Here is a 19,843-nt window from a genome sequence, read left to right as displayed (position 1 = left end):
CAAATGGTTTGTGTATATTTAGGAAAGCGCAAGACTAGTAAAAATATCATAATAAGGTAAAGTTTGCGCAGATGTGTCAACGATAAGGTAACATTTTGCCTTGCTACGACACATATACTAAACGTTAGATTGAATTGAAATGGCACATACGATAAATGGGATAATAACAAGTTTTAAATATGATGGAGAACTTCCAAATTTAATTTTGGTTGGAAATTATCATTTGATTCCATTTCAAAATAAATATGGACCTAATTATTCTGATTCTGTACTGGAACCATATGAAGAATTGACCAAAGAAACGCGTAAAATTTTAAAAGAATTGTCGTTCAAGGGGAAATGCGCCTATATTGAGACTGATTACTTTGGAGGACCAGGTGTCCAAATATCAGAAGCTTGGTATAACGGAGAAAGAATTATCGGTCCCCTAATCTCATTTGACGGAATTGAAAATCCTAAAGTACGACCAGGAGCAGTTCTTGTAGAAGATTCGATAAATGAAACTCTGAAAACAATTGGAGTGTATAGACACGAAGGAAAAGATGAATTTGATTCTGTAAGATTAGGGTGGTATCGTTCGAATGATGAAATAATAGAAGAATATAAAAAAACAATCTAACACCATATAACAAAACATTGCAGCCCCCTTCGGGTCAGCAACGTTTGTTATATTTACCGTTGTAGAGCATAAAGAATAAATAATGGGATTAGATTTATCAATGACAGCTGTGCCAATTGAGATGAAAAATATCTTTTCTAAAGCAATTGAAAAAAGTGAATCTGAATATCCCAGTATCATATTTTCTTTACCAAGTGCATTTAAAGCTGATTTTTATGATTTTGGACATCCTGATTGGATAGAATTTAAAAAAGATGCTCGAACATTATTACAGTATTATCCGAACAATAAATTTGATTATAAATACTACTTTGACTCTAATAGGAGTTATGACGCTTTGGATTATCTAATCTCAAGATATATAACCGACTATAACTATTCTTTCTTTAATGAAGGTATAGAGTTTAAACAATCCGTGGGAGGTCAAGGCCAAACTTTAAAATATTGGAGCAAAGAAATTTTAATAGAAAAAGCTAAATTAATTGAGAAAATTGAATTTAGTGATCTAATGAAACACTATGATTTTGAACAGATGGAAGAACTTGGGGTATATAAAATAACTCAAATTGATTATAATAAAGGAAATATTAAAGAAGTATTCATCAATTTAAAATTCTTTTTAAATGAAGCTATTAAAGTAAGCGGATACGTATTAATAATTAAAAATTAAAACGCTCTACAACAATTTGTATATTGCATATGCTCCCTTCGACAAGCAAACGCAACATACAAGAAACGTTACCAGCAATAAAACAAAATGGATATAAAACCAATAGATGAAACAGATTTGTATGTTCTTTTTAAAGAATATGAAGATGTTTTCCTTTTTGAAAAAGATAGTAATAGAGAACTGTGGAGGACTTCAATCTATGGTGAAGCTACTTGTGGTTTAATTGGATTATCTAATGAATGGTTAATTGCTGGCGGTGAAAAAATAATACTCTGGAAAAACGAAAAACTTACTGAATTAGAAGACGAAGATCTGAAATGGACTCATAGTATGAGGCAAACTGGGGAAAATGAAGTGGAAATATTGACTGATCCTTGGAGTGATCACTCTGCTATTTGGAAGTTCAATATTATAACCGAATCGAAATTAAAAATTAGAGACTTTAATGAATATATTGGAAAAGTGTACACTGAAAATGTTATCTGGTAATATTGACTAATAAGGTCTTAAAAAAAACCTGGTAACATTATATATGAAATCAGAGCAATTTAGTGCTAGATCGAAAGGTCATTTCCTTTTTGCTGTGGCGCTAAATTTTTATAAATTAAACAAGAAATAAAAATGCGCAGATAAATCGATTGGTTCAGGCTTTCTTGCCTTGCTCCGATTCATATATTTGGCGTTATGCACAATAATGGATAGACTTAAAACCATATTAATATTAACCATTTTAGTATCTGGTTTGTCGTGCACTCAAAAAGAAAAACGACAACCTGCCAATGATTATGAAAAGTTTATTGACGGTTTAGTTCAATTACAAAACCTTGCTGGCCTCAAACTTGAGAAAAAAGATAGTACTTATTATTGTAACTTAGACTTTGAAAGTTATCTCAATTACTTTGACCAACTTACAATTGATTCGAATTGGTCTCTTGAATCTCATTACAGACATTTTGGAGATGCTGGTAGACCCTTAATATTGGCATTTGAAAGAAACGATTCGCTCGCAATGAAAATTAAGGACGAACTATCAAAATCTGTTAAGGAACTTGATGGGCAAATTACAGACTGGAATGTATCTGAAAAGCTATTTGACTATCAAGACTCTGTTGATTACTTAACCCCAATTCAAATAAAATCGGATTCTGGGTACTTTCAATTTTTGATTTTCGCACTACTAGGGGATAACTACTGTCAGTTTTGGCATTCCAATTATGGACAGCTTGATTTGATTACTTCTAAGGAAAGAATAAAAGAATTGACTGAATTAGAAGATGATTTTTATTATAAATTTTCAAGTAAGGAAAAGTCTCAAGCTTTATCAATTGACCCTTTACCTGAAATAAAAATACACCACAAAGATTCTGTAAGTATAAGAATCGTTACGTTAGGACCTTGGGATGGATTTATTGAGAGAAAATTTAGTATAACCAAGAAATGGCCTCATATCTTAAAGGAATATAAAAAAACTGTGCTGATGGAATATGATTGTGGAATAATGTTTTAGAAGAAGTAAAAGTACATAACACTATATATAGCAAATTGGGCAATTAGTGTTTATCTGAAAAGTTGTTGTCTATTTGCTAAGTCGCCAAATCTTTTGATTTGGTATTAAAAGAGAAAAATTAAAACATAATAAAAAAGATTTGGCTTGTGGCTATACCTAAAGTAATCGCTTGTTTTCTGCCTAACTTGCCATATATTAAACGTTATGTGCAATTAAAGCCGACCTCATAAAAAAATATGAACTTTGAATTATTAGACAAATTATCGGAATTACTTCAAGAAAATAAACTTGAAAGAGCAATTGAACTATCTGAAAGTAAATTGAATGAACTTCCAACTACTGAATTTCATAAAGTACTAAATAAAAACCTATTGCACCTAAAACCTAATTTGGCGATTTATTTGGAGAGTTTTAATAGTTCTGCTTCCAATTATTTTAAAAAGAAGCCTAAACAAAAAAAAGATGGTTTCCTTAAAAAAATATTTGGTAAAAAAGAGAAAGAAATTGAATTTAATCCAAACAGGAATTTACAAGCAGTTTATTGTGAAATGAATGGGTTTAGTATCAATTATGACTTATGGTTTATTGATTTATTTGCATTTGACTTTTATAACGGAATTGACCTCGAAGATTTAGATTGGCTTTGTGATTTTGAATTTGACTCTGAAAATAGTTTGACAATAACAGGTTTTGAAGAGCTTCAAAGTGCATTTAAAAACTATATGGAGAATTCTGAAAAAAAAGATGAAAACGAAAAGAAATCAATGGAAATATGTGAACTCATTATTATTCTAAAACTTCAAGAGTTATTTAAACATACATTCATTGAAAATAAGAATAAAGATTGGACAGAAATCCCAATGTTGGTAACAGCTCACGATTATGAATTGATATATAAAGTGGAAAAATCACTGCAAACAACATTATATGTAAAACCTGAGCAAAGTTTAATGCTAGATCGAAAAGTCATTTCCTTTTTGCAGTGGCGCTAAATTTTTATAAATTGATTAAGAAATAAAAATGCGCAGATAAATCAATTGGTTCAGGGGTATTTGCCTTGCTCCGATTCATATATTTGAGGTTATGCGCAATTAAATAAACATATATGAAATCAAAAATTATGCTTCTTTTTTTTATGATTTTGATAGCATCTTGTCAAAATGAAAAGGGTAATTACGTTTGTCCACCTTGCGATTTGGAATGTGACAAATTAACTTTTTCAAAAGCTGGAACCTGCCCGAATTGTAAAATGGAACTTGTTTTAAAGTCAGAATTGGAAGCTGATTTGAATATGGTTGTAAATGACATCAATATCCAAGATGGTTCGGGGAAATTTTTGATAGAGGGTGGTTATGAGAAATCGAATACTATATTGCTTCATTATCACAAACCAAAAAAATTCACAAAGGATTCAAAGGTCATTTTTATTTTACCTGGTGCCGGAAGAAATGGAAAAGACTATCGAAATGCTTGGAAAGAAGCATCTGAAAAATATGGTTTATTAGTTATTTCACCCGAATATTCGGAAAAACATTATCCTCAGTTTTGGAGCTACAATCTTGGGGGAATGATTTATGATGTAGACGTTCAAAACGAAACATTCAAAATTAATCAAAACAAAGAACAATGGATATTTGAAGATTTTGATAGAATTTTTAACACTATAAAATCGAATCTGAATTTAACTGCCAACAAATATGATATGTTTGGGCATTCAGCTGGCGGACAAATACTACATAGACTTGCAATATTCAAACCCAATAATAAAGCTGACCGAATTCTTGCTTCAAACTCTGGTTGGTACACAATCCCAACAATTTCGGATACATTTCCTTATGGAATTCGAAACATTCAAGAATCATCTAATAGATTAGATTTCAGCAAGAATCTTGTGATTTTTCTAGGAAAAAAAGATGATGCCAATGAAACAAGGGGGGATTTGAGGCGCTCACCTGAAGTTGACAAGCAAGGACTTCATCGATTGGAAAGAGGAATATATTTTTATAATGAATCAAAAAAAATAGCATTTGAATCAAATTTGGAATTTAATTGGAAATTAGTAATTGTTCCAAATGTAGGACACGATTATAAGGAAATGAGCCGAAAAGCAAGTGAATATCTATACGAATCAAAAGAAAAATAACAGCGAATAACAATGGCTGTAAGTAATTACTTGTTCTCACCAACTGCTTAAGATCCTTGAGGATTTTCAGCTTGTTGTGTACTTGCAAAGTAAAGTGCTAAATAGGCAACTAAATCATACACAAAACTGTTAGCAATAATTGAGGAACCAATGTATAGTTATAAAGAGTTTCCTGAACAAGTAGAGTTAGAAATGCAAATCTTTGCGGAGGAAAATAACTTTGAATTAATTGAAAAAGAAGAAGATCATTGTGTTCGATACAGAAATCGAGTTTGGGAATTATATTTCTTCTGTGATCATGGAGCTGTGGAATTGTCTCTTATTAACTTAAATGATGGATATGAATATTCGTTATATGATATTCTTGAATTATGGTTTCCGGACTCTTATTATTCAAAAAAAATGAATGAAAATATTTGGGGCTCTCTGGAAACAATAAAATTTAATGCAGAGGCACTAAACAATCATTACTCAGAGATATCCCACAATTATAATACAGACAAAGAAAGACTTACAGAATATAAAAGAAGGAGTCACGTCCTAATTAATTTTGTAATGAGTAAAGGATCGGATAAATTGAAAAATGAATTTACTTTAAGTTCTGATAAGTGGATTGAACTTGCTTCTAATGAATACATAAAAAGTAAAAATTAATATGGCAAGTGGGTTTATAGAAATAACTGATAATAAAAGTTTTGCACCTCGATGGACCGGTTTTGATGAAATCATAAAAAATCTTAATACGAGAATTAAAAACTAATTCTGATAAAAACTCATCTAAATTAATAAAACACCTAATTACATGCATCTTAATGCCGCTTAAATTTTATTAATAACTGTAGCCGTATTTTAGGACGTGACATTAGAAAAATAAAAAATAGAACAACGAAAAGAACTCGTGTTATGAATAATTTGATAGATGATACTGAGCTTTTTTACGAGGGAAAAATTGTAAAAGGAAAAGCGATAACTATAAAAAAAGAGATGCCGATAAATATAGAGGAAGCGTGGCAGAAAGTCAAAACGAGTGATTTGCTTCAATACGTTGCGAAGGGATTGATAAGATTTGTTCCAGTTAATAAAAATTTTCCAGACACTTGGAAGGAAGGTATGGAAGTTAAAACACGAATGTTATTTTTTGGCTTTTTACCGCTCGGAGGAATTCACGTTCTGAAATTCATAAAAATAGATAACGAAAATCATACTCTTATTACAAATGAATATGATAAAACAGCGAAAGTATGGAATCACAAAATATCAATGAAAAAGATTGAACACGGAGATAAAATACTGTATGAAGATAAGGTTGAGGTATATGGCGGTATTTTGACTCCGATAATTGTGATGTGGGCAAAAATATTTTATAGACATCGTCAAAATCGTTGGGTAAAATTGTCTGAAAAAATAAGAAAACGAAAGCACAACATAGGTTAAAATGTTGATAGCTATAAAAATATGGCTAGGCCGTTTAGCCGAGACTTTGGCAACAATATTAGAAATACCGAAATGAAATATCTAAAGCTAACTTTATTACTAATTCTAACTTTGAGTTGTCAATATAAAAGCACTATGAAAGAACATCAGAAAAAAATAATTGAAAGTTATGTAGACTCATACAACAATTTTGACATTAATGGAATGGTAAAAAACCTGAATGATAATACTGTATTCGAAAATATTTCTAATGGCAATGTTGATTTAAGAACTGAAGGAATAAATGAATTCAAAAAACAAGCAAAATCAGCAAAGCAATATTTCAAAGAAAGGAAACAAACTATAACTGCCTGGAATTTTAATAATTCGAAAGTTTCTATTAATATTGATTACAAAGCAGTATTGGCAATTGATTTACCAAACGGAATGAAGTCAGGAGACACATTAGAACTAAAAGGAAAGTCAGAGTTTGAATTTGAAAACGGAAAAATCAAAAGTATATCTGACAAAAGTTAATACAGTATACAACAGTGTTGGGCACATACAAAAAAGCAACAGATTTAAATGATTACAGAAGATTTATTAAAGCAAATAGAGTTCATTAAAGAAATTGACAAAATCAAATACATACAACGTAAGACTAAACTTTTCAATAGTGATAGAAAAGAAAACGATGCTGAACATAGTTGGCATTTAGCTATGATGGCTGTAGTTTTAAGTGAATATTCAGACAATAAAATTGATTTATTGAAAGTTATCAAAATGGTACTGATACACGATATAGTGGAGATTGACGCCGGAGACACCTTTTTGTATGACAAGGAAAAAAGTCACGATAATACCGAAGAAGAGAAGAAGTGTGCGGAAAGAATATTTGGTATCCTTCCAGAAAAGCAAGCAACCGAATTTATTGAAGTTTGGTCTGAATTTGAGAACGGAACTTCTAACGAGGCAAAATTCGCAAAATCAGTGGATAATCTCGAACCAATTTTGCAAAATGCTTCAAATAACGGAGGAACTTGGAAAGAATTTGAAGTTAACTACAAGACGGTTTTTGAAAAGAAAAAAGTTATAAAAAAAGGTTCCGAAAAATTATGGGATTTCACCAAAAACATTTTGAATGATAGTGTAAAAAAAGGCATATTAGCTGAATAAAATATCGTTACAAACAACGCGTATGGCTCATTGCAGTTGAATTCCTAATTGGATTCATTGCAATTAGTTATCTTTCGGTTACGGCGGAAAATCGTAGTTGGATTTCCCGCAACGCACCATACAAGAGACGTGGCAATAATTAAGAATAAATGAATAACTATTTATTTAAATCTGCTTCTGAACTGGCAAGTCTGATTCGAAATAGGGAGGCTACCTCATCTGCTATTTTGCAATCACATCTTGAACATATTCATAAACATAACCCAAGGATCGGTGCCATCGTAGTACTGTTAGAGGAGCAAGCGGTAAAAGAAGCAGAGGCCTGCGATAGAGAGGCTGAGGCAGGTAAATTTAGGGGGCCTTTACATGGTGTTCCAATGACGGTAAAAGAACAGTTTTGGGTAAAAGGTACCAAGAGTACCCTGAACAGCAACCGCTTTAAGGACTGGGAAGCTCCGGAAGACGCTTTAGTCGTGAAAAGATTGAAAGATGCTGGTGCTATAATCATTGGAAAAACCAATGTTGCTAAAGATCTTCTGGACTATCAGATCAGTGGTGATATCTATCTGGATGGTAAGAATCCGTACAACCCAGAATATTCTCCGGGTGGAAGTTCAGGTGGAGCATCGGCTGCATTAGCCTCGGGGATGGTTCCTATTGAACTCGGTGGCGATATGGGTGGATCCATTCGGATACCTTCAAATTTTTGTGGCACTTATGGCCTTAAGCCCACTGAAAATACGATCCCTGGGCATGGGCTTTCACCCAAACCAAAAAATGCAAGAGGATACCTTTTTGAAATGGCTGTCCCCGGCCCAATGGCGAGAACACTCGATGATCTAGAACTCTTGTGGACCATATTACAGGGACCAGACAAAAGCAACAGATCAATTCCACCGATTGCTTGGAGCAAGCCAGAAAAGAAAATGCTGAAGGATTACAAAGTTGGCTGGGTAGATAGCTGGCCAGGATATGAGACCAGTCAACAAACTAAGGATACTATAAGAAATTTCGTTTCCCTCCTGAACGGCAAAGGGGTAGAAACGATGCATTCACCGCTCCGAAATGATTTACATCAACGTTCATTGGACGTATTCAGTAAGCTTTCCTTTCAAATGATCCTTCAGGATGTACCCTGGTTCGTAAGACCTTTGATGATGTGGTCACTGAGAAGGGGATTTCTGAAAGGAATGAAAACAGATTTTTGGAAGTTCGTGGATACTTTTACTGATTATTCAGAACTAAAAGGGCGAAGGGCCCGAATCATAGAAGAATGGGAGACGCACTTCGATGACTTCGACTTTCTGGTTTGTCCGATTGGTTTTGGACCGGCCTATAAAAGATGCAAGATCGGTACTCCAATCCATTATAACGACAAAGCCGTTACTTACATTAATTATGTTTGGCCTTTTAATGCCTGTTTTAATGGAAGTGGTCACCCAGCCATGAATATTCCGCTGGGATTAGGGAAAGAAGGATTGCCCTTAGGAATTCAGTTAGTAGGACGCTATTGGAGTGAACCAGATATGTTACATTTTACAAAATTGGTCTCTAAATTCATTAAAGGATTTGTAAAACCCAATGGAATCTAGCTATTGTCAACAACGTATCCTATATAAAATAGAGGCTGATGTATAATCGAGTTCAATTTTCTACATTTAAGAAATAAAATCCAAATTGGAATATTACGTAGTACAAAAACCGCTACTTTTCATATACAATACCGTTGGTGTACATTTATAAAAATGAATTTACCTAAATCAATCTTACTAACCATTCTATATTTTATTTCTTTGGAATTAATTGGATTATGGATTTTTTTAATACCAGAAAAAGAACAATATCTTGATGTTTTCAAAGCTTCACATTTGATTAACACTCTAATAACACTAATAATTTTGATAATAATTTTTAAATTAATTAAACGTTCTGATTTGTTAATTTTCGATAAAACCGAAAGCAAATTCTATATTTTTTCAATATTGTTGGGAATTGGATTTGTTTTTCTCTAGTCGTTACTCAATATTATTTATTATGGAAAAAATTCAACGGATTTTTTCAATTATCATTTTACTCTAGACAATTTAACATCTTTGAGTGTAATCGCTTCGATTCTGGTAGTACCTGTCACAGAAGAACTTTTCTTTCGAAAATATATTCAAGATGGCCTAACAATAAATTACAAACCCTATCAGGCAATAATTTTTACATCAATCTTATTTGCTTTTATTCATATCCCATTCATTTCTTTATTTTATGATTTTATGGATTTTAGCTTTCACAGATCTTATATAACTTTATTTGGAGGAATAATATCTGGAACGTTGTTCTATAAATCAAAATCCATAATTCCATCAATAATGTTTCATTTATTTTGGAATTTAACTAGCTATATTGTGTAAAAAAAGAAACACCAACAATTTGTATATTGCATATGCCGCTTTCGGCAGGCAAACGCAACATAAAAGAAACGTTAGCTGTAATTTCAGAAAAATCCTTCTTGGTAACAAATATCTATTTTATTCGTCTAAATCTTAGACCAAATAAGCAACCAAATGGAACCAACAAAAAAAAATACCAGAATTACTGGACTAATTGGAATTATTGTACTTGTATCTGGTTCCTTCACCCACTCTGTCAATTCAAAACTTATATCTTACGAGGATAAATTTGCAACTGCAAATAATTTTATAAATTATGAATCATTATTTCGTATTGGTTTTATAAGTAGTTTGATAATGGAAACCGTTTTTATTTTTTATGCATTTAATTTGTATCGAATTCTTAAACCTGTTAACAAAAATCTTTCAATGATTATGTTAATATTAGCTCTGATTCCTGTTCCTCTTTTTATGCTGAACCAGCTCAACCAGTTTGACGCTTTTCTTCTAGCCAACAATGATATCGAAGAAATGATGTTTTTTTTAACAGTACATAAACACGGTGGATTAATTGTCTCGATATTTTTCGGACTTTGGTTGTTTCCACTTGGACTTCTGATATATCAGTCTAAATACTTGCCGAAAATTCTTGGTATATTTTTAATGGTTGGGTGTTTTGGATATTTAATTCATTTTTTTCAAGGGTTTCTAATTCCTAACTTCGAATCTTCTCTTTGGACAAATCCTTTTCTAATTATCACCCATATTTCTGAACTGTTATTGATGTTATGGCTTTTGATTAAAGGTTTGAATATTGAGAAATGGAAAAAAGTAACTGAAATATAAAAAACTACAGTTAACGCCTTATAAAATTAATTGCTAACTTTAGCCTACTTACGAAAATCATCACGGATTTTCTATTCGGTTTGTATTTGCTAAATTAGGTGCAATTTAGAAATGAAACAATTAAATATAACGATACTAATCTCATTTTTACTTTGGAGTTGTATTGAAAACAATGCTAAAAGTGATACTATATCCTCTAAAAGAATTGAAAAAACTATTGTTGAAATAGAAACGGACACAATTGAATTAACGAAAAAGGTTGAACCAGAAAAAGTAGATTCAATTTCAAAAAGGGGTATTAGCAATGCTCCTTGCACGGAACTTCAGGAATTTGTGATTGATATTGAAAAAATTCAATGGGTATCGGACACTAATCGACTAAAAAAAGTAGGAATTTATGGAGAATTGGAAAGGAAAAAAGTAAAGTATTTTAATGGTAGACCTTTTTATCCAATTAATTTTGAAAATACCCAATTGAATAAAACATATAACACAGACATTTTTAAAAGTCATTTTGATTCGTTAGACTTTAAATTATTTAAAGGAGTTAAAAATATTTGGGGTTATTTTTACAGAGATAAAGAAGCTAGTGATTGGATTTCTGATGGAGTAATTGAGCAATGGGAATTTGAAACTGAAAATCAAGCAGATAAAGCTTTAAATCAAATTATGCAACCCGGATTTATCGTTTATTTCAATACAAATCCATATTTCTGTAGGATTAGAAATAAATTGATGATTTTTCAGTCAAGAGCGATGGCTTTCAGTTATGACCAAAAACCGATATTTGAAAAATTTATAAAAGAAAAAGCACCCATTATGGTATATGAGCAATAGCTCCTTTCGGGCACAACTAACACATAGACAAAGTGTTACATGCATTTTAAACGAAACTCTTTTCTGAAATAAAGTAAAATATGAGAACAATTTTTCGTTCTATTCTACCTACTATAATTATGATTCCTTCTATCTTTTTAGGAATTTTTACAATGTATCATCATAACATTTCCTCCAACTTATGGTTGCAAAATTTTGGAGTATTATTATTAGTAAGTATATCCTCATACTTTATCATTTCTCGAAAGATATTTTTAAAATTAAATAGCTCAATAATTATTCTTGTTGGTATTCTATTATTACTTATAACGTTTATTGATAATGGTTTTAGTAACGTATACAGGTGGCTATCAATTGGCGTTATCAATTTAAATATTGGTAGTATTGTATTGCCTCTATTGTTAGTTGAATTAGAAAAAAATCTGAATTTTAAAAATTGGTGGATTATAACATTACTAGCGTTTGGAATTATTGCAATATTATCATTTCAACCAGACGCTTCTAAAGTAACTGCATTTACACTGGCATCACTTTTTATTCTGCAAAAATATGTTGCCAAAAAAGTACAATATGTCATATTAGCTATACCTTTAATGGCAAGCGTTTGGACTTGGTATTTTTTAGATGATTTACCATCGGTTGATTATGTAGAGGAGATTCTTCAAATGACAAAGGAAATGGGAATAACCTGGTTTATATTCAGTGTTTTTTCATTAATACTATTACCAATACCTTTTTTTATTTTTAAAACAGAAAAAAATAAATCAATTTGTGTAAGCCTAGGGGTATATTTTAGTGTCGTTTTACTATCCACTTTATTTGGCAACTTCCCTGTACCGCTCTTAGGTTATGGTATTTCTCCAATTATCGGATATTCTATAGCAATCACTTGGCTGATGAGAAATACTGATTTTGAATATGTAACTGAATAAAAAGGATGCGTAACAATGATTACAATTAATTTGGGTTTGAGTGGTTAACCCAAAGTGTGGAGTTTTTAGCGAATTCCTCTTAATCTTTTGATTTATAACTGCTTTTTATTTTATATTTTGATAGTTGTAGTCCTTTATTGAACTCTAAATCAGCAAGACAAATCTTTCTAACAAGACTCTCAATATGCCAAATTTGAAACAAGTGATATTAAGAATTTCTAGAATACATTTGATGCTATTGAAATCGCAAGAATCAATAATGAACACGAACTAGAATAGTATAAGACTAAACTGAAAAAAATATGAAAACCAAAATAGAGAAGAAATAGAAATGAGTATAGAAAAAGCATATAACGCTTGGGCTGCGCAATACGACACGAATGAAAATAAGACTCGTGATTTAGATATAAAAGCGACTATTGATACTTTATCGAAATACAAGTTTAAATATGTGTTAGAACTGGGGTGTGGAACTGGAAAGAATACTGGCTGGTTATTAAGTAAAGCCGAGCAAGTGATCGGACTCGATTTCTCTCAGGAGATGTTAAATATTGCCAAAGAGAAGATAACCGATAGTAACGTTCAATTCAAAAAAGCCGATCTTAACAAAGAGTGGGAAATCGAAAATCAATTCGCAGACCTGGTAACTTCAAGTCTTACTCTTGAACACATTGATGATTTGAACCATATTTTTTATCAGGCACATCAGAAGCTGATGGGAAATGGGATTTTCTTTATTAGTGAATTGCATCCTTTTAAACAATATGTAGGAAGTAAAGCAAAATTCGAGACTGAAAACGGAGTAGAGGAGTTAAAAGTTTTTATACATCACATTTCTGATTATGTTGACAGTGCAGAACATAATGACTTTGAATTGCTGGAAATAAACGAATGGTTTGATGATGCTTCTGAAAAGCAAATACCAAGACTTATATCTTTTGTATTCAGAAAGAAAAACTGATCCTGATAAAATTTAAATTGCAGAAAGACCTGATTTACCAAAACGGTTGTAACAAGTTCTTTAGTAGTATTTTAGAGCACTATTATTTTACTCCATTTCATTATGCGTTCACTTCTTTAAAAAATGATCCTTTACTATTAAAAAGAGCAGTGATCAGGATGATAAAAGATCCGATCATAATAGAAACATCTGCCATATTAAATATTTCGGTTTTGATGATACCCAAATCCATAATCATAAAATCAGTAACAGAACCGTGTACAATACGATCGTAAAGATTTCCAATACCACCACCAATAATAAAGGTAAAGCCTAGTACAGTTTCTTTAGAATATTTAGTATTGATAAGAATAAGCCTTAACAAGAATAACAAAACAATAATTGGTAATACCTGCAAGAGAATAATTTTTAACAGTGGTGCCAGATCAGAACCTAAACTATAAGCAGCACCGCTGTTTTCTACTTTGGTCAATACAAAATTATTTTCGAATACTTCAATTCGTTCATTTTTTTCAATTGTATTCCTTACAACATTTTTAGAAATCTGATCACATCCAATATTAAGTAATACTAAGGAAAGGATAGATAGTACTCTAATTTTTCCGGTTATTTTCTTCATACAATCTAATTAACGATAGAATTCTTCAAATGTAGCAGTAAAAGTCATCATTGCTTACGTTTCCAATATTTTTTATAATCCGTAAGAGCAAAAGCATTCTCATAGGACGCTTGATTTATTGTATTATTCTCATCAGAATCATAATCTATAAGAATTTTCCAAAAATCGTTTTCAAGTTGTAACAATAAGTGAAACTGTCCGTAAAAGTGTTTTGTTTCATCTTTATCGTTTTTATAGGTGCCTCTATAAATACCTCGATCAGACACCAATGAATCCGAAGTTATTCTCTCAAACAATCTAAAACTAATAGGAGAGGGTTTTGTTTTAGGATCACCCCATCTTTTTTTATATCCTTTTAGGTATGCTTTTACATTCTTTATTTCTCCACCATTACCTGATATCCTGATCATTTCTTTACTATGGATAGATTCAAATAGGGAAAAGTCTAACTTCTGGAAAGCTTCAGAGAACTTACCGTACATATCCTGATTGATTTTTTGATGGAGTTGTTCCTCTTGTGAATAGGAATCCCAAGAAAGAAGTAAAAAGACAAAGGAAACAGCTATATATTTGATTCTTGACATAATATTGAATTTTTCATTCGATTAAACCATGTTTATGAAATATGGTAAAACTGTCTTTTATAATATTACTAAAACTATCTACAGGTCGATTGGCTAACATGATATAAGTAATCCCTTTTTCCGGAAATGAAATGAAGAAAGCTCTAAAACCTCCTTGCGAACCTGTGTGTGAAACTATTTTGGTAGCATATTCTTTTTCTAAATTAGCACTAGAGATTCTGTCAGTTCCCAGAAACCAACTATACCCAACATTAGGTGTAATCGTATCTTTCCAGTTATTTGGACTAAAAACTGTTCTGGATTTTTCTATTGTTTTTCCAGAAAGGAAAGTGTTTTCTCTTAAGGCGATTTCATATTTGGCTAATTCTCTTACAGAACTCCATATGCCACCATTTCCTGATGCGGCAAAAGTGGGTACTTCACCATAATCATATTCTTGAAAATTACCTTTAGTATCTTTATAATATGCGTGAGCTACTCCTTCTTTTGGATGATCTCCATCTGTAATCTTACTAGTACTCATTCCAGATGGAATAAAAATATTATTGATAATGAATTGTTGCCATTTTTGTTTGGCTACTTGCTCAATAATTAATGCTAATCCATTATAGGAAGGGTTGGAATACATGAATTTTTCGCCAGGTTCAAACAGTAAAGAATCGGCACGTTTTATAGGCTCAAAATTGGCAGTGTCTTTGGCAGTTATATAAAACTCATAGTTTTCACGAACATTTCGTAAATCCGGCAAGCCTGATGTATGAGAAAGTAAATGTTTTATTTTGACTTTTTGAGCAATTTCGGGAGTGTCAAAATCCTGAAAATACTTATAAATACTATCTTCAACCGATAGTAGTCCTTTTTCTTGAAGTATTAATATTCCATTAGAAACAAAGGTTTTTGAAATGGATCCGGTATTAAAAACGGTGGTAGGTGTTATCTTTTCTTTGGTTTCAATATCCGAAATACCATATCCTTTTTCAAAAAGCGTAGTATCTCCTTTCATTAACAATACGGCTGCTCCAGGCTGATCTAAAGGAAATTCCTTAGAAAAAATAGCATCTAATTCTGTAGCTACCGTCTTTTTAAGTTTTGTGTTTTGTTGCCCGCAAGATTGAAGTATAACACCTAAACAAGCAATGATAACGAGTGATAATCTGTTTTTGTGATGCATTACTATTAATTTTTAGTAGATCGATATAAAGCACAATGTACTAATCTTTTGTCATTCAGTAGTTTGGGGTGTTTAAAAGTTTTGATTCTTTCCATTCCGATTTTCTTCATTACAGCAATGGATTTTAGATTAATTTCCGAAGCTACAGAATAGATGGTGTCTAAACCGATTGTATTAAAACCAAAATCTAAACATATTTTTGCACCTTCAGTCGCATATCCTTTATTCCAAACGCTTTTTTTTAATCGCCAACCTATGTCTACAAATGATGGTTGATCCTCTAGATAGGTCTGTTCACAGAGACCAATAAATCCGATAAATTCTTTTGAAGCTAAAAGATCTACCGCAAAATAACAGAATCCATTTTTTGCAAATTGCTCCTGCATTCTTAGGATAAGCTTTTTAGTGTCCTCTCTTGTAGGTTTAAAGGGAAAAAACTCCATAACATCATCATCGTTGTTCATTTCGGCTAATGGATCAAGATCATCTAATGTCCAGTTACGAAAGCCAAGTCTTTCAGATTGAAATAGGTATTGATTCATATTTGTTTAAATATATTTGATAATGAAGGTAAAAATAATTTGAACAATCGGAAAGAAAAGAGATTATATTTGATAATACCAAAAAACAGACTATTTTTTAATAAGGAGAACCTATTCATTCCTTTAAAAAAAAATTGATTTGGATCAGAGTATACTTTTTCGGTTGTATATTAATACTTAATAATCTAATTATAGAAAGATGAAAAAAATCATACTAGTTATTCTATTTTCAATATTTCAATTTGTAGGATATACTCAAAATAAAAGATATACTTCTCTTTCTGAAGCAATGAAGGTTTCTGATAAAGTAAAATGGTTTGACCCTAATTGTGAAGAATTCGAAAGCTTTCCTTTTGAAATAAAAAAACTATCAAATCTAGAATCTCTTTATTTAACAAATTGTAAAATAAATGAGATTCCAAATGTGATCACAGAGTTTTCGAAGCTTACACTTCTTAATTTAAAATATAATAATATTAATTACCTGCCTTCAGAATTTAATCAATTGGATAAACTATCAGTGCTTAATCTGAGAGGAAATAAATTTAGAGTTTTACCAGAGGTATTGGTCGAAATGTCCAATTTAAGAGAACTGGATTTATCAGAAAATCCAGCGCTTCATTTTATACAAGCTAGTAGTGTTTTATCAGAGATTAAGAATTTAGATTTTTTATATTTAAGTGGTAACAATTTGAAAGAAATTCCAGTTTCTTTATCAGATCTCAATAAACTGCAAGAATTACATTTAAAAAATAATCCCGAACTTGATTTGAAACAAGCGTTCGATATTTTATCGCAAATTAAATCCCTTAAAATTCTCGCATTATCTGACAATGATTTTAAGATGATTCCGGAAAATTTAAGTTCTTTAAAAAATCTTGAAGGTTTGATGCTGGACAATAATCCAAATCTTTCCATTCAAAAATTAGTGTCGAATTTGAAATCTTTACCTAATCTAAAAGTTTTATTGTTAAGGGATAATAATTGGGAATATTTACCTAATAACTTAGACGGTTTTTTCGACCTTAAAGTTTTAGAATTAAGTAATAATAATTTTAGAGAAAAAGAACAACAGCGAATTCAGACACAATTACCAAATACAAAGGTGATATTCTAATAGCATTTATATTATTTCAAGAATATGGAATTCTTTTTAGATATTTTTAAATGTTTCTTAACCTCTATTTCATGATGTTTTTTCTCTATAATTTTAATATCAATTTCATATTGCAAACCATATAAATCAACTAAAATATCTGTTCTTTTTTTAAGAAGTTTAACGTTGTTTGTTTCTCTTCGATAGTAATTTAATGGAGCTGCAGCATATCCTAAAATTCCAAGTCCTAGAGCAATAATTATAATCGGTCCTACAGAAAGTCCACCACCTTTTACAATGTAAAAACCTAAAAAGAATCCAAAAGCTAAGACAATAAGACCAATAATTGTAAAAAGACAAAAATGAAAAATGGTATCAGGTTTTTTTTGAAGGACTTTTTTATAATTAATATTTACTTCTTCTATTCTATGTTTTAGCTGTCCTTCAAGCTTTATAAGACCACACTTTTGGATGAAATCAGGCTTCTGGTTCGTAATACCGCAAACAATCCCAGATTGTAAACTTTGAGTTCTATGATCGCAAAGTAGGCAATGTTGAGTATTATCCATGTTGACTAATTCCCATCCACCTCAAAAGTCACACTTTCATATGCTCCGATATCAGGGGCTGTAGCATTTCTGGGTGTTCCTAAAATATCATTTCCGGATGTTGGAGTAGTGGCTTGCCCATTTGCGGCAGAATCTTCTCCAATATTTAGCATATTATCAAAAGGAGCTTTGAAATCCGGATCTTCGTTAAGAATGACATTTTCGTATAAACTGGTATTTGTAAAATCGTATAATTCATTATCTGCGAACTGATCATTAAAGTCATTAAAACGTATCAAACTGTTCTGGAAGTTATAATTAAAAATAGTTCCTTCAACCTTATTAATTCCCAGTTCAAGATTTTCGTTTCCATAAATAATACAATTCGTAAAATTAGCTTCTAACAAGTCAGTAGCAAGAATTTCTGTAACATTTCCACCTTCATCTCTAACAACAAAAAGATTATCAATAGCGACTGATGGAGTTTCTCTAAAACTAGTATTCCAGTAATTGCCAAACGTGCAATGATTAAAATTGTAGGTTCCCCCAAAAGAAGCGTACAAGGATGATATTCCCGCATTGTTTATCACCACGTTTTCTCCCAAAATATTAGCAGTCCGTGCTAATATGCCATAAGCAGAAGTATTATAAATTTGAGAATTGGTAATGGTAAGTGTTGGATCCGTTCCTCCATCATTGGAGTCCATTAATATACCTACAGCAGCATTTTTTATAGTAGCATGATTGATCATATGACCTGTACTACCAGCCGTAAGCCAAATCAATCCCCATTGACCGGGAATATCGCTAAATCCAGGCTCTAATCGATCACTTTCAAAAATTACTTCATTTTCGAGGGCTTCTGGATCTGTACTAATTTCTCCATTCACTAATAAAGTAGCATTATTAGCGGCGATAATTCCTGATCCATCATGAAAATGTATTCGTGCACCGGCTTCGATAGTTAATGTTCTGTCCGGCGGAATAGCCGCAAATCCATAGATAACATAGGGTTTTTCTGCGGTGAACGTAAGTTCATCATCTTCTAAGAAAAATCCTTCAACTCGAATTTCTTCCATATTATCATCCACTCCGAGAAGTAGGGTTTCTACCATTCCCTCATCATCTCTGGATGGAAATAAAAACACAGCATCTTTAACCAGTGTTACTAAATCCACATCCTGTTGGCTTCCGCTAGGATCAAAAAGGACACGATCTGTATATAAAAATTCTAAGTCACCGGTTTGTTGGGTAATATCAGTGGTAGTTTCTACAAAAACAAAAATACTGTCTTTGGCAAGTACCTGTATGTTTTCAAACGATTTACCGGGAATTCCATCTACATTTAATCGATAATTAGAATTTTCTCCTCTCTCCAAAGCTATGGAGGGTATATTCAGATCATTATCTGTGCGATTATACACTTTAAAACTATAGGTGCTGGAACCAATATTTGTAAAAATAGTATCTAAAAACAAAGTATCCGTAGAGAATTGTAAATTACCGGTACTAGGATCTGCTTCAAAATCTTTACGGCACGAACTCCATAAAACTATAACTGCAAGTAGGACAAGAGAGGATAAATAACGCATTATTTAGTTGCTATGTTTAGTAAATATATAACCAATACTTTTTACAAAAGAATAGCATCTTTTTTAGAAAGTATATGAATGGACTAAATGTATAACTTTTTAATCAGTACTAATATTGCTTTTTTAATAAAAATTTGACAACAGCATCCCTTCTGTAAGAAGCAAAACATTTGTACATTTGTTCTTCTAAATTAATATGCCAACAT

23 protein-coding genes are annotated in these 19,843 nt (G+C 31.6%); 17 read left to right on the top strand and 6 right to left on the bottom strand.

What is annotated here, in order from left to right:
* The first annotated feature begins 139 nt into the window (after nucleotides 1–139).
* The 16 genes from ACFSR1_RS19075 (at nucleotide 140) to ACFSR1_RS19000 (ending at nucleotide 13,485) form a co-directional block, all read left to right on the top strand.
* A complete protein-coding gene (locus tag ACFSR1_RS19075; protein WP_378294648.1) occupies nucleotides 140–619 on the top strand; it encodes a hypothetical protein in 480 nt (159 codons plus the stop codon).
* An 82-nt stretch (nucleotides 620–701) separates the two neighbouring features.
* A complete protein-coding gene (locus ACFSR1_RS19070; protein WP_378294647.1) occupies nucleotides 702–1,289 on the top strand; it encodes a DUF1877 family protein in 588 nt (195 codons plus the stop codon).
* An 87-nt stretch (nucleotides 1,290–1,376) separates the two neighbouring features.
* A complete protein-coding gene (locus ACFSR1_RS19065) occupies nucleotides 1,377–1,778 on the top strand; it encodes a hypothetical protein (RefSeq protein ID WP_378294646.1) in 402 nt (133 codons plus the stop codon).
* Between the two features lie 205 nt (nucleotides 1,779–1,983).
* Nucleotides 1,984–2,796, top strand: a complete 813-nt coding sequence (locus ACFSR1_RS19060) for a hypothetical protein (protein WP_378294645.1) — start codon at nucleotides 1,984–1,986, stop codon at nucleotides 2,794–2,796.
* Nucleotides 2,797–3,032: 236 nt separating this feature from the next.
* The gene (locus ACFSR1_RS19055) at nucleotides 3,033–3,788 is read left to right on the top strand and encodes a hypothetical protein (protein WP_378294644.1); all 756 of its coding nucleotides are present in this window, start codon (nucleotides 3,033–3,035) and stop codon (nucleotides 3,786–3,788) included.
* 113 nt (nucleotides 3,789–3,901) lie between these two features.
* Nucleotides 3,902–4,939 carry a hypothetical protein gene (locus ACFSR1_RS19050; RefSeq protein WP_378294643.1) on the top strand — a complete coding sequence of 346 codons (1,038 nt, stop codon included), beginning with the start codon at nucleotides 3,902–3,904 and terminating at the stop codon, nucleotides 4,937–4,939.
* A 150-nt stretch (nucleotides 4,940–5,089) separates the two neighbouring features.
* Complete coding sequence (locus tag ACFSR1_RS19045; RefSeq protein ID WP_378294642.1) at nucleotides 5,090–5,593, top strand: hypothetical protein; 504 nt, start codon at nucleotides 5,090–5,092, stop codon at nucleotides 5,591–5,593.
* Nucleotides 5,594–5,842: 249 nt separating this feature from the next.
* Complete coding sequence (locus ACFSR1_RS19040) at nucleotides 5,843–6,373, top strand: hypothetical protein (RefSeq protein ID WP_378294641.1); 531 nt, start codon at nucleotides 5,843–5,845, stop codon at nucleotides 6,371–6,373.
* A 135-nt stretch (nucleotides 6,374–6,508) separates the two neighbouring features.
* Entirely contained in the window at nucleotides 6,509–6,889 is a 381-nt protein-coding gene (locus ACFSR1_RS19035; protein ID WP_378294640.1) for a nuclear transport factor 2 family protein, read from the top strand.
* A gap of 48 nt (nucleotides 6,890–6,937) precedes the next feature.
* On the top strand, nucleotides 6,938–7,528 hold the full coding sequence (locus ACFSR1_RS19030; RefSeq protein ID WP_378294639.1) for an HD domain-containing protein: 591 nt from the start codon (nucleotides 6,938–6,940) through the stop codon (nucleotides 7,526–7,528).
* Nucleotides 7,529–7,677: 149 nt separating this feature from the next.
* Nucleotides 7,678–9,120: an amidase gene (locus ACFSR1_RS19025; RefSeq protein WP_378294638.1), complete on the top strand. Its 1,443-nt coding sequence runs from the start codon at nucleotides 7,678–7,680 to the stop codon at nucleotides 9,118–9,120.
* A 501-nt stretch (nucleotides 9,121–9,621) separates the two neighbouring features.
* On the top strand, nucleotides 9,622–9,930 hold the full coding sequence (locus ACFSR1_RS19020) for a CPBP family intramembrane glutamic endopeptidase (protein ID WP_378294637.1): 309 nt from the start codon (nucleotides 9,622–9,624) through the stop codon (nucleotides 9,928–9,930).
* A gap of 153 nt (nucleotides 9,931–10,083) precedes the next feature.
* Nucleotides 10,084–10,755, top strand: a complete 672-nt coding sequence (locus tag ACFSR1_RS19015) for a DUF4386 domain-containing protein (RefSeq protein ID WP_378294636.1) — start codon at nucleotides 10,084–10,086, stop codon at nucleotides 10,753–10,755.
* A gap of 111 nt (nucleotides 10,756–10,866) precedes the next feature.
* Nucleotides 10,867–11,592 carry a hypothetical protein gene (locus ACFSR1_RS19010; RefSeq protein ID WP_378294635.1) on the top strand — a complete coding sequence of 242 codons (726 nt, stop codon included), beginning with the start codon at nucleotides 10,867–10,869 and terminating at the stop codon, nucleotides 11,590–11,592.
* Nucleotides 11,593–11,672: 80 nt separating this feature from the next.
* Nucleotides 11,673–12,524 carry a hypothetical protein gene (locus tag ACFSR1_RS19005; RefSeq protein WP_378294634.1) on the top strand — a complete coding sequence of 284 codons (852 nt, stop codon included), beginning with the start codon at nucleotides 11,673–11,675 and terminating at the stop codon, nucleotides 12,522–12,524.
* Nucleotides 12,525–12,855: 331 nt separating this feature from the next.
* Entirely contained in the window at nucleotides 12,856–13,485 is a 630-nt protein-coding gene (locus tag ACFSR1_RS19000) for a class I SAM-dependent DNA methyltransferase (RefSeq protein ID WP_378294633.1), read from the top strand.
* Between the two features lie 100 nt (nucleotides 13,486–13,585).
* On the opposite strand, the gene lspA is transcribed toward ACFSR1_RS19000, so the two are convergent.
* From lspA to ACFSR1_RS18980, 4 genes are read right to left on the bottom strand one after another with little or no spacing between them, the layout of a single operon-like run.
* Entirely contained in the window at nucleotides 13,586–14,104 is a 519-nt protein-coding gene (lspA, locus tag ACFSR1_RS18995; RefSeq protein WP_378294632.1) for a signal peptidase II, read from the bottom strand.
* A gap of 47 nt (nucleotides 14,105–14,151) precedes the next feature.
* Nucleotides 14,152–14,688: a hypothetical protein gene (locus ACFSR1_RS18990; protein WP_378294631.1), complete on the bottom strand. Its 537-nt coding sequence runs from the start codon at nucleotides 14,686–14,688 to the stop codon at nucleotides 14,152–14,154.
* A 13-nt stretch (nucleotides 14,689–14,701) separates the two neighbouring features.
* A complete protein-coding gene (locus ACFSR1_RS18985; RefSeq protein ID WP_378294630.1) occupies nucleotides 14,702–15,859 on the bottom strand; it encodes a serine hydrolase domain-containing protein in 1,158 nt (385 codons plus the stop codon).
* 5 nt (nucleotides 15,860–15,864) lie between these two features.
* Nucleotides 15,865–16,401 carry a GNAT family N-acetyltransferase gene (locus ACFSR1_RS18980; RefSeq protein WP_378294629.1) on the bottom strand — a complete coding sequence of 179 codons (537 nt, stop codon included), beginning with the start codon at nucleotides 16,399–16,401 and terminating at the stop codon, nucleotides 15,865–15,867.
* A gap of 199 nt (nucleotides 16,402–16,600) precedes the next feature.
* On the opposite strand from ACFSR1_RS18980, the gene ACFSR1_RS18975 reads away from it, so the two are divergent.
* Nucleotides 16,601–17,518, top strand: coding sequence for a leucine-rich repeat domain-containing protein (locus tag ACFSR1_RS18975; protein WP_378294628.1), 918 nt, complete (start codon nucleotides 16,601–16,603; stop codon nucleotides 17,516–17,518).
* An 11-nt stretch (nucleotides 17,519–17,529) separates the two neighbouring features.
* Here the strand turns inward: ACFSR1_RS18975 and ACFSR1_RS18970 are convergent, their stop codons facing one another.
* Nucleotides 17,530–18,066, bottom strand: a complete 537-nt coding sequence (locus tag ACFSR1_RS18970) for a hypothetical protein (RefSeq protein WP_378294627.1) — start codon at nucleotides 18,064–18,066, stop codon at nucleotides 17,530–17,532.
* A 5-nt stretch (nucleotides 18,067–18,071) separates the two neighbouring features.
* A complete protein-coding gene (locus ACFSR1_RS18965; protein ID WP_378294626.1) occupies nucleotides 18,072–19,637 on the bottom strand; it encodes a hypothetical protein in 1,566 nt (521 codons plus the stop codon).
* Between the last annotated feature and the right edge of the window lie 206 nt (nucleotides 19,638–19,843).

The sequence above is a fragment of the Aquimarina rubra genome (genome assembly GCF_042684305.1).
Lineage (GTDB): Bacteria > Bacteroidota > Bacteroidia > Flavobacteriales > Flavobacteriaceae > Aquimarina > Aquimarina rubra.
The sequence above is the reverse complement of the archived record's forward strand: the minus strand, read 5'-3'. Positions and strand labels throughout refer to the sequence as shown.

Excerpts from the sequence above, each read along its gene's own strand:
- ACFSR1_RS19075 (WP_378294648.1), top strand. The coding sequence starts at position 140 with ATGGCACATACGATAAATGGGATAATAACAAGTTTTAAATATGATGGA.
- ACFSR1_RS19070 (WP_378294647.1), top strand. The coding sequence starts at position 702 with ATGGGATTAGATTTATCAATGACAGCTGTGCCAATTGAGATGAAAAAT.
- ACFSR1_RS19065 (WP_378294646.1), top strand. The coding sequence starts at position 1,377 with ATGGATATAAAACCAATAGATGAAACAGATTTGTATGTTCTTTTTAAA.
- ACFSR1_RS19060 (WP_378294645.1), top strand. The coding sequence starts at position 1,984 with ATGGATAGACTTAAAACCATATTAATATTAACCATTTTAGTATCTGGT.
- ACFSR1_RS19055 (WP_378294644.1), top strand. The coding sequence starts at position 3,033 with ATGAACTTTGAATTATTAGACAAATTATCGGAATTACTTCAAGAAAAT.
- ACFSR1_RS19050 (WP_378294643.1), top strand. The coding sequence starts at position 3,902 with ATGAAATCAAAAATTATGCTTCTTTTTTTTATGATTTTGATAGCATCT.
- ACFSR1_RS19045 (WP_378294642.1), top strand. The coding sequence starts at position 5,090 with ATGTATAGTTATAAAGAGTTTCCTGAACAAGTAGAGTTAGAAATGCAA.
- ACFSR1_RS19040 (WP_378294641.1), top strand. The coding sequence starts at position 5,843 with ATGAATAATTTGATAGATGATACTGAGCTTTTTTACGAGGGAAAAATT.
- ACFSR1_RS19035 (WP_378294640.1), top strand. The coding sequence starts at position 6,509 with ATGAAAGAACATCAGAAAAAAATAATTGAAAGTTATGTAGACTCATAC.
- ACFSR1_RS19030 (WP_378294639.1), top strand. The coding sequence starts at position 6,938 with ATGATTACAGAAGATTTATTAAAGCAAATAGAGTTCATTAAAGAAATT.
- ACFSR1_RS19025 (WP_378294638.1), top strand. The coding sequence starts at position 7,678 with ATGAATAACTATTTATTTAAATCTGCTTCTGAACTGGCAAGTCTGATT.
- ACFSR1_RS19015 (WP_378294636.1), top strand. The coding sequence starts at position 10,084 with ATGGAACCAACAAAAAAAAATACCAGAATTACTGGACTAATTGGAATT.
- ACFSR1_RS19010 (WP_378294635.1), top strand. The coding sequence starts at position 10,867 with ATGAAACAATTAAATATAACGATACTAATCTCATTTTTACTTTGGAGT.
- ACFSR1_RS19005 (WP_378294634.1), top strand. The coding sequence starts at position 11,673 with ATGAGAACAATTTTTCGTTCTATTCTACCTACTATAATTATGATTCCT.
- ACFSR1_RS19000 (WP_378294633.1), top strand. The coding sequence starts at position 12,856 with ATGAGTATAGAAAAAGCATATAACGCTTGGGCTGCGCAATACGACACG.
- lspA (WP_378294632.1), bottom strand. The coding sequence starts at position 14,104 with ATGAAGAAAATAACCGGAAAAATTAGAGTACTATCTATCCTTTCCTTA.
- ACFSR1_RS18990 (WP_378294631.1), bottom strand. The coding sequence starts at position 14,688 with ATGTCAAGAATCAAATATATAGCTGTTTCCTTTGTCTTTTTACTTCTT.
- ACFSR1_RS18985 (WP_378294630.1), bottom strand. The coding sequence starts at position 15,859 with ATGCATCACAAAAACAGATTATCACTCGTTATCATTGCTTGTTTAGGT.
- ACFSR1_RS18980 (WP_378294629.1), bottom strand. The coding sequence starts at position 16,401 with ATGAATCAATACCTATTTCAATCTGAAAGACTTGGCTTTCGTAACTGG.
- ACFSR1_RS18975 (WP_378294628.1), top strand. The coding sequence starts at position 16,601 with ATGAAAAAAATCATACTAGTTATTCTATTTTCAATATTTCAATTTGTA.
- ACFSR1_RS18970 (WP_378294627.1), bottom strand. The coding sequence starts at position 18,066 with ATGGATAATACTCAACATTGCCTACTTTGCGATCATAGAACTCAAAGT.
- ACFSR1_RS18965 (WP_378294626.1), bottom strand. The coding sequence starts at position 19,637 with ATGCGTTATTTATCCTCTCTTGTCCTACTTGCAGTTATAGTTTTATGG.